This window comes from Actinocorallia lasiicapitis (assembly GCF_054778695.1).
Window position 1 is genome coordinate 1 of record NZ_BAAGZI010000269.1, and the last position, 8,503, is coordinate 8,503.

Below are 8,503 nucleotides of genomic sequence, written 5' to 3' on the forward strand. Positions count from 1 at the left end.
CCGCCCGGTGCGCGAGGACCTCCTGCGCCCAGGCCAGCACCGCCCGGACGGCGAACACCGGCAGCAGCGCCACCGGCACCGCGAGGGTCGCGATCCCGGTGGCCAGCAGCCACGCCTGGGCGATGACGCACCCGGCCGTCAGCAGTCCGAGGACGGCGCAGACGGCCAGGTACGGACGGGTGGAGCGGGCGTGCCGCGCCAGCCGGGGGTCGAACGGCCTCACGCGGTCGCCGCCGGGACGGGGATGTTCGAGGTGCCGATCCGCTTGCGGAACACCCAGTAGGTCCAGGACTGGTAGGCGATGACGACCGGCAGGAAGATCACCGCGACCCAGGTCATGATCCCGAGGGTCTTGGGCGTCGCGGCGGCGTTCTCGACGGTCAGGCTGTAGTCCGGCGAGATCGTCGACGGCATGACGTCGGGGAACAGGGCGAGGAACAGGGTCGTCACCGCGAGCACGATGCACGCGCCGGACAGGCTGAACGCCCAGCCGTTGCGCCCGGCCCGGTTCATGGCCAGCGCGCCGACCAGGGCCAGGGCCGCGAGGATCGCGGTGAGCGCGGTCCAGCCGTCGCCGTGGGCGAGCTGGGTCCAGATCAGGAAGATCACCGCGACGACCGCGGCGCTCAGCCCGGCCGGCTGGGCGATCCGGCTGGCCCGCTCCTGGATCCCGCCGGTGGTCTTCAGCGCGAGGAACACCGCGCCGTGCGTGACGAACAGGCTCATCGTGACCAGCCCGCCGAGCAGCGCGTACGGGTTGAACAGCTCCCACAGGGTGCCGACGTACAGGTGCCGCTCGTCCAGCTTCACGCCCCGCACCAGGTTCGCGAAGATCAGGCCCCACAGGAACGAGGGGATCAGCGAACCCCAGAAGATGCACTGGTCCCAGCCGGCCTTCCAGGAGGCCTCCGAGCGCTTGCCCCGGTAGTCGAACGCGACCGCCCGGACGATCAGCGCCAGCAGGATCAGCAGCAGCGGGATGTAGAACCCGCTGAACAGGGTGGCGTACCACTCGGGGAACGCCGCGAACGTCGCGCCGCCGGCGGTCACCAGCCAGACCTCGTTGCCGTCCCAGACGGGGCCGATGGTGTTGATGAGCACGCGGCGTTCGGTGTCGCCGCGCGCCAGGAGCCGGGTGAGGATGCCGACGCCGAAGTCGAAGCCCTCGAGGAAGAAGTAGCCGATCCACAGGACCGCGATGGCGATGAACCACAGGTGGTAGAGGTGCATGATCGGGCCCCTAGTAGGCGAAGTCGAGCTTGGTCTCGTCGGACGGCGCCTCTTGCGGCGGGTCCTGCTTGGCGTAGCGGAACATCAGCCCGAACTCGACCACCGCGAGCACCGCGTACAGCGCGGTGAAGACGGCGAAGGAGGTGAGCACCGTGCCGCTGGTCACCGTCGGCGACACTCCGTCGGCCGTCTTGAGCACGCCGAACACCAGCCAGGGCTGGCGGCCCATCTCGGTGAAGATCCAGCCGAAGGAGACGCCGATGAACGGCAGGACGATCGACCAGGTCGCGAGCCGCCACACCCACCGGCGGCTCGGCAGCCGTCCCTTGCGGGTCAGCCAGAGCCCGACGACGGAGACGAGCGCGATCAGCAACCCCGCCCCGACCATGATCCGGAAGCCCCAGTAGGTGATCGGGATGTAGGGCCGGTAGTCGCCTGGCCCGTATTTGGCCTGGTACTCGGCCTGCAGGTCGTTGATGCCCTGGACCTTGCCGTCGAACTTACCGGTGGCCAGGAACGACAGCAGGTCGGGCAGCTCCAGCGACCACAGCGGTTTGTCGCCGCTGAGGCTGCCGATGGTGAACAGCGAGAACGAGGCGGGCTGCTCGGTCTCGTACAGCGCCTCGGCGGCGGCCATCTTCATCGGCTGGGTCTCGGTCATGGCCTTGCCGAGCAGGTCGCCGGAGAGCAGGAACCCGATCGAGCCGATCAGCGTGAACACCAGCGCGAGCCGCAGCGACGGCCGCATGACGTCCACGTTCCGGTTCTTGCCGAGGTGCCAGGCCGAGACGCCGATCATGAGGACGCCGCCGGTCGCCCAGCACGCGAAGATCGTGTGCGGGAAGGTCGCCAGCAGGACCTTGTTGGTGAGCACCGCCCCGAAGTCGGTCAGCTCGGCGCGCCTGTTGACCTCGCTGTAGGTGTAGCCGACCGGGTTCTGCATCCACGAGTTCGCGGCGAGGATGAAGAACGCCGACAGCATGGTGCCGAGCGCGGCGATCCAGATGCAGGCCAGATGGATCTTCTTGGGCAGCTTGTCCCAGCCGAAGATCCACAGCCCGAGGAAGGTCGACTCCACGAAGAACGCCAGCAGCGCCTCCATGGCCAGCGGCGCCCCGAAGATGTCGCCGACGAATCGCGAGTACTCACTCCAGTTCATACCGAACTGAAATTCCTGCACGAGACCGGTGGCGAGCCCGAGCGCGAAGTTGATGAGGAACAGTTTCCCCCAGAACTTCGTGGCGCGTTTGTACCGTTCTTCACCGGACCGGTGGTACTTCGTCTGCAGGATCGCCACCAGCAGCGACAGTCCGATCGTGACCGGCACGAACAGAAAGTGGTAGACCGTGGTCACGCCGAACTGGAGGCGCGCCAGCAACAACTCGTCCACGTAGTCTCCTTGGCTTACTAACTGTGATCAGCATTTCCCCGCCGTCTGTGGATCAAGCGGCGGCGGCGGGCCAAGGGACGAAGGATTGGCCGCAAATGGCGGGAACTTGACTCGGCCGCAGACCGATAGGCTGGGTTCATGACCGTCTGGAACGCCCCCGTCGCGCAGGGGCCGGTGCACGCCGTCGTCACCCTGCCCGGGTCGAAGTCGATGACGAACCGCGCCCTGGTCCTGGCCGCGCTCGCGGGCGGGCCGAGCGTGCTGAAGGGCGCGCTGCGCAGCCGCGACACCCTGCTGATGGCGGGCGCGCTGCGGGAGCTGGGCGTCCCGGTCAACGACGAGGGCGCCGACTGGTACGTGCTGCCCGGCGATCTGTCAGGCCCGGCCGACGTCGACTGCGGGCTGTCGGGGAACGTCATGCGGTTCGTGCCGCCCGTCGCCGCGCTCGCCGAGGGCGAGATCCGGTTCGACGGCGACCCGCACGCCAGGACCCGTCCGATGGGCCCGATCCTCGGCGCGCTCCGCGAGCTCGGCATCGAGATCCGCGACGAGGGCCGCGGCCTCCTGCCGTTCACGCTGGCCGGCACCGGAGCGGTCACCGGCGGCGCCATCACCTTGGACGCTTCCAGCTCTTCCCAGCTCGTGTCGGGGCTGCTGCTCAGCGCGCCCCGCTTCGACAAGGGCCTGGAGCTGCGGCACGTCGGGCCGCCGGTGCCGTCCGCCCCGCATCTGGAGATGACGGTGCTGATGCTGCGCGCCGCCGGAGCGCAGGTCGAGGTCGGCGAGAACGTGTGGCGGGTCGCGCCAGGACCGCTGCGCAGCGGCGAGGTGCGGATCGAGCCCGATCTGTCGAACGCCGCCCAGTTCCTGGCCGCGGCCGTCGTCACCGGCGGCCAGGTGACGGTCCGCGACTGGCCCGCCGTCACCACCCAGCCGGGTGACAGGCTCCGCACACTGCTGGCCGCGATGGGCGGCGAGGTCACCTACGCCGACGGCGACCTGACCGTGCGCGGCACCGGCACGATCCACGGCATCGACGTCGACCTGGCCGACGCGCCCGAACTGATGCAGGTCCTGGCCATGGTCGCGGCGCTCGCCGACGGGCCGTCCCGGTTCCGGGGCGTCGCGCACATCCGCGGCCACGAGACCGACCGGCTCGCCGCGACCGTCGCGGAGATCAACCGGCTCGGCGGCGACGCCGACGAGACCGAGGACGGTGTCGTGATCCGGCCGCGTCCGCTGCACGGCGGCCTGTTCCACACCTACGACGACCACCGCATGGTGATGGCCGGCGCGACCCTCGGCCTGGTCGTGCCGGGTGTCGAGGTGGAGAACCCGGGCACGGTGGGCAAGACACTCCCCGACTTCGTTTCCCTCTGGTCCGAGATGTTGGAGCAGTGACATAGCCCGCGACTGGAAGCACCTCGACGAGGACGACGTCCGGGTACGCCCCGGACGTGGTTCGCGCCCGCGCACGCGCACCAGGCCCGCCCATGACGACGCCGTGTACGGGCTGGTCGTCGCGGTCGACAGGGGCCGGTACCGCTGCCTGGTCGAGACGGGCAAACGCAAGCAGCCGCAGATCGCGGTGACCGCGATGCGCGCCCGTGAGCTGGGCCGCAAGGGCGTCGTGGTGGGCGATCGGGTGGCGCTGGTCGGCGACACCTCCGGCCAGCCGGACGCGCTCGCCCGGGTGGTGCGGGTCGAGCCGCGCACCTCGATCCTGCGCCGGACGGCCGACGACACCGACGACGTCGAACGGGTGATCGTCTCCAACGCCGACCAGCTCGTGATCGTCACGGCGCTGGCCGATCCGGAGCCGCGGATCGGGATGATCGACCGCTGTCTGGTCGCGGCCCGTGACGCCGGGATGGACGCCCTGCTCTGCCTGACCAAGTCCGATCTGGCGCCGCCGACCAAGCTGCTCGACATCTACGAGCCGCTGGGCGTCCCGTTCTGGGTGACCAGGCGCGGTGAGGACGTGTCGGGGCTGCGCGCCCTGCTCAAGGACAGGATGAGCGTGCTCGTCGGCCATTCGGGCGTCGGGAAGTCGACCCTGGTCAACGCGCTGGTGCCCGAGGCGCACCGGGCGGTCGGCCATGTCAACGCGGTCACCGGCCGCGGCCGGCACACCTCCTCGTCGGCGCTGGCGCTGGAGCTGCCGGACGGCGGGTGGATCATCGACACCCCGGGGGTGCGGTCGTTCGGGCTCGCACACATCACGCCGGAGGATCTGATCCTCGGTTTCCCCGATCTGATCGAGGGTTCGGCGGAGTGCCCGCCGCTCTGCACGCATCTGGAGCCGACCTGCGCGCTCGACGCGTGGGTGGCGGCAGGCCATGCCACGGCGGAGCGGCTGGAATCCTTCCGGAGACTTCTAACTAACCGTGACGAAACACCCAACTGAAACGCTTTCCTACCAGGCGGTATGCTCGCTCGAGCTCAACCTGAAGGATTTTCGTGTTTCTCGCCGAAGTACCCCTCCACCAGGCCGTTCACGGCCCCGTCAACCCCGGCCTCGCTTACCTTCTGTCCGTTTCCGGCTGCCTGCTCGGCCTCCAGTGCACCGCCCGCGCACGGATCGCGTCCAGCCCGGCCACCGAGGCCGGCTGGCTGGCCGGCGGCGCGGTCGCCATCGGCGGCACCGGGATCTGGGCGATGCACTTCGTCGCGATGCTCGGCTTCGGCATCCCCGGCGCGCCCATCCGCTACGACGTCCCGCTGACGATCTTCAGCTCGCTGCTGGCCATCGGGGTCGTCGGCGCCGGGCTGTACCTCGTGGCGCGGGAACGGCCGATCGTGGTCGGCGGGGTGATGATGGGAACCGGCGTCGCGGTGATGCACTACACCGGGATGGCCGCGATGAACGCGGGCGCGACCCTCTCCTACGATCCGTTCCTGGTCTGGCTCTCCGTCGTGATCGCGATCACCGCTTCGACGGTCGCGCTCTGGTTCTCCACCCGGCTGAGCGCCTGGCGCGCGACGTTCGGCGCGTCGGTCGTGATGGCGGCGGCCGTCAGCGGGATGCACTACACGGGGATGGCGGCGCTGTCGGCCGACGGGCCGCTGCTGCCGGACGTGCCCGGCGCCGATCCCGCGCTCCTGCTGCTGCCGCTGATCGGCTCCGGCAGCCTCGTGACGGCCGTGCTGCTGGTCGTGGTCGGCGGTTCGGCCAGCCCCCGCGAACGCCAGGCCGAAGCCGTGTTCCTGTCCGAACTGGAACGTTCGATGACCGGCCGCAAGCCACCGCCCGAACGGCGCTAGCCCTCGGCCAGCAGGGCCATCGCCCGGACCTCGGTCTCGTTCAGCGCCTTGACGTGGGCGGGCGCCAGCTCCGCGACGCACTCCGACATCTCCTGGGTGACCTCGGTGAACGCCGCCTCCTCGACGGCCCGCAGCGCCGCCCGCACCGACGAGGCCCGCGCGCCGATCATCGACCATTCGAGTTCGAGCCGGCCCAGAGTCTCCTCGCAGGCGGCGGCCGTCTCGGCGGCCTCACGGCGCAGCTCGTCGGAGACGGGGCCGCGGCCCGCCTTCCTGACCCGTCCCGTCAGCGCCGAGACACGGCCCGCCAGGCTCAGCCCCTCCTGCGCGGCGGGCAGCACCTGGTGGACCATGGCCGTGACGGCCGCCGCCAGCTCACCTGTCCTGGTCAGCAGGGTCGTGGCCGCGGACTGGACGGCGTCGGCGGTGCGGTCGCCGATCCGCTCGCACACCACCCGCTGCTGCGCCTTGAGCGCGGGGAACACCTCGGCGGCCAGCCGTTCGCGGACCTCGGCGCGGGATCCCGCGCGGCGCAGAATCCGGGCCACCCGGTCCTGGCCGGTGTTCTCGATCTCGCCGTTCACCTCGTTGAAGGCCTGCGCGGAGCGGGTGTGCAGGACGTCCACCAGCGCCTGGAGCGCTTCGGGCTCGAACGGCGCGTTGAGCTCGGTGAGCTGGGCCTGGAGCCGTCGTGAGATGTCGATCGCCTGCTCGGCGAGCGGCACCAGCCGGTCGGCGAGCTGCTCGGTCGTCTGCGCCCGACGCGGGTCGGTGAGCTCGGCCACCCAGTCCGGCAGTTCGTAAGCCATTCCGCCATGGTCCCACCCGGGCGGCGGCGGGACGGCCATGACTCCGCTAATGGCGCGGCTCAAAATGTTACTGGCTGGTAAGGATCGTTTTCACGATAGATTCCCACGTCGTGGCCGATGGATACTCTGATGATCTCCGTCTCGCCCACGTCCTGGCGGACGCGGCCGACGATCTCACAACGCGCCGTTTCCGCGCGCTCGATCTGCAGATCGAGACCAAGCCCGATATGACTCCCGTCAGTGACGCCGACCGCGCCGTCGAAGAGCAGATCAGGGGCACTCTCAAGCGGGCCAGACCACGCGACGCCGTCGTCGGGGAGGAGTTCGGGCGCAGCGGCTACAGCCAGCGCTGCTGGGTGATCGACCCGATCGACGCCACCAAGAACTTCGTGCGCGGCGTGCCCGTCTGGGCCACGCTGATCGCCCTGATGGAGGATGACCAGGTCGTCGTCGGGCTGGTGTCGGCGCCCGCGCTCGGCAAGCGCTGGTGGGCGGCGAAGGGCGGCGGCGCCTGGACGGGCCGGAGCCTCACCAAGGCGTCCCGGCTCCAGGTCTCGCAGGTCAACGAGCTGTCCGACGCGTCGTTCTCCTACTCCAGCGTGCAGAGCTGGGACGTCGCGGGCAATCTGGGCGGGTTCCTCGACCTCAGCCGGGAGGCGTGGCGCAGCCGCGCCTACGGCGACTTCTGGTCGCACATGATGGTCGCCGAGGGCTCCGTCGACATCTCCGCCGAACCGCGCGACCCGGTCGCGCCGATCTCTCTGTGGGACCTGGCGGCCCTCCAGGTGATCGTGGAGGAGGCGGGCGGGACCTTCACCGACCTCACCGGCAACCCCACGCCGGACGGCGGCAGCGTCCTGTGCAGCAACGGCCTGCTCCATGGCGTCGCCCTGCGGCACCTGGGCGAGAACTGACCTCCTGAAGAGGCGCTTCCCCCAGACACGGTTTCCCCCAGACGCGATATATCGTGGAACCGCGGGACGGGCAGACACGTTGTCCGTTCAGCGCTCCGAGCTCCCGGGGCCCACGAAAGGCGGACGGCATGTCACCGCGCAACAAGGCAGTCCTCGGTGGAGTGATCGCTGCGGCGGTCCTCTGGTTCATCCTTCCTCCGCTGCTGTCGACCCTGCTGATTCTTGGCTTGATCGTCGTGCCGGTCGGCGCCTATCTGCTGCTCGACCCCTCCCAGCGGCGGCGCGTCCGCGCGCAGGGCCGCAAACGGCTCGGCCGCTGAGCCCTCCCGCGCCCGCTGACAGCGGAGTGAGCGCCCGGTAACGTCTGGTTCGTGCGTATCGGTGTGGTGGGGGCGGGGATCTTGGGGCTCGCGGTGGCCCGGCGGCTCGGCGAGCTGGGGCACGAGGTGACCGTCCTGGAGAAGGAGGACGCCGTCGCCCGCCACCAGACCGGGCACAACAGCGGCGTCGCGCACGCCGGGCTGTACTACCAGCCGGGCTCGCTCAAGGCCGAGCTGTGCCGGCGCGGGATCGGGCTGCTCAAGGAGTTCTGCGGGCTGCGCGGGATCGCCTACGACGAGTGCGGCAAGGTCGTCGTGGCGCGCGGCCAGGCCGAGCTGGAACCGCTGCTGGAGATCGAGCGCAGGGCCGTCCTGAACGGGGTGCCCGGGCTGCGCCGGCTGGACCGGCGCGCGCTGAGGGAGATCGAGCCGCACGCCGACGGGCTGGCCGCGCTGCACTCGCCGACCACCGCGATCGTCGACTTCCCGGCCGTCGCGCGGGCGCTCGCCGAGGAGGTCCGGCTGAGCGGCGGCGTCGTCCGGCTCGGCCATGAGGTGACCGGGATCCGGCCGGAC

At 70.4% G+C, this 8,503-nt stretch carries 9 protein-coding genes and 1 pseudogene; 6 read left to right on the plus strand and 4 right to left on the minus strand.

Annotation, left to right across the window (positions count from 1 at the left end):
* The 3 genes and pseudogenes from ACYVE7_RS24135 to ACYVE7_RS24145 form a co-directional block, all read right to left on the minus strand.
* Positions 1-223 (minus strand): annotated as a pseudogene (locus ACYVE7_RS24135) (thiol reductant ABC exporter subunit CydD); the annotation flags it as partial.
* A complete protein-coding gene (cydB, locus tag ACYVE7_RS24140) occupies positions 220-1,230 on the minus strand; it encodes a cytochrome d ubiquinol oxidase subunit II (protein WP_460367459.1) in 1,011 nt (336 codons plus the stop codon). The gene cydB and the pseudogene ACYVE7_RS24135, both read right to left, overlap by 4 nt.
* A gap of 10 nt (positions 1,231-1,240) precedes the next feature.
* Positions 1,241-2,620 carry a cytochrome ubiquinol oxidase subunit I gene (locus ACYVE7_RS24145; protein ID WP_460367461.1) on the minus strand — a complete coding sequence of 460 codons (1,380 nt, stop codon included), beginning with the start codon at positions 2,618-2,620 and terminating at the stop codon, positions 1,241-1,243.
* A 138-nt stretch (positions 2,621-2,758) separates the two neighbouring features.
* Here ACYVE7_RS24145 and aroA point away from each other — a divergent pair, with 138 nt between their 5' ends.
* The 3 genes from aroA to ACYVE7_RS24160 are packed head-to-tail and all read left to right on the plus strand — an operon-like array spanning position 2,759 to position 5,884.
* Positions 2,759-4,021, plus strand: a complete 1,263-nt coding sequence (gene aroA / locus ACYVE7_RS24150; RefSeq protein ID WP_460367463.1) for a 3-phosphoshikimate 1-carboxyvinyltransferase — start codon at positions 2,759-2,761, stop codon at positions 4,019-4,021.
* Position 4,022: 1 nt separating this feature from the next.
* Entirely contained in the window at positions 4,023-5,027 is a 1,005-nt protein-coding gene (gene rsgA / locus ACYVE7_RS24155; RefSeq protein ID WP_460367473.1) for a ribosome small subunit-dependent GTPase A, read from the plus strand.
* Between the two features lie 53 nt (positions 5,028-5,080).
* A complete protein-coding gene (locus ACYVE7_RS24160; RefSeq protein WP_460367464.1) occupies positions 5,081-5,884 on the plus strand; it encodes an MHYT domain-containing protein in 804 nt (267 codons plus the stop codon).
* Here the strand turns inward: ACYVE7_RS24160 and ACYVE7_RS24165 are convergent.
* Positions 5,881-6,693, minus strand: coding sequence for a hypothetical protein (locus ACYVE7_RS24165; RefSeq protein WP_460367466.1), 813 nt, complete (start codon positions 6,691-6,693; stop codon positions 5,881-5,883). The two genes, ACYVE7_RS24160 and ACYVE7_RS24165, sit on opposite strands and share 4 nt — an antisense overlap.
* Positions 6,694-6,803: 110 nt before the next feature.
* On the opposite strand from ACYVE7_RS24165, the gene hisN reads away from it, so the two are divergent.
* The 3 genes from hisN to ACYVE7_RS24180 form a co-directional block, all read left to right on the plus strand.
* The gene (hisN, locus tag ACYVE7_RS24170; protein WP_460367468.1) at positions 6,804-7,607 is read left to right on the plus strand and encodes a histidinol-phosphatase; all 804 of its coding nucleotides are present in this window, start codon (positions 6,804-6,806) and stop codon (positions 7,605-7,607) included.
* A 128-nt stretch (positions 7,608-7,735) separates the two neighbouring features.
* Positions 7,736-7,927 carry a hypothetical protein gene (locus ACYVE7_RS24175; RefSeq protein ID WP_460367470.1) on the plus strand — a complete coding sequence of 64 codons (192 nt, stop codon included), beginning with the start codon at positions 7,736-7,738 and terminating at the stop codon, positions 7,925-7,927.
* A 51-nt stretch (positions 7,928-7,978) separates the two neighbouring features.
* A partial coding sequence (locus ACYVE7_RS24180) for an FAD-dependent oxidoreductase (protein ID WP_460367471.1) occupies positions 7,979-8,503 on the plus strand: 525 nt, incomplete at its 3' end.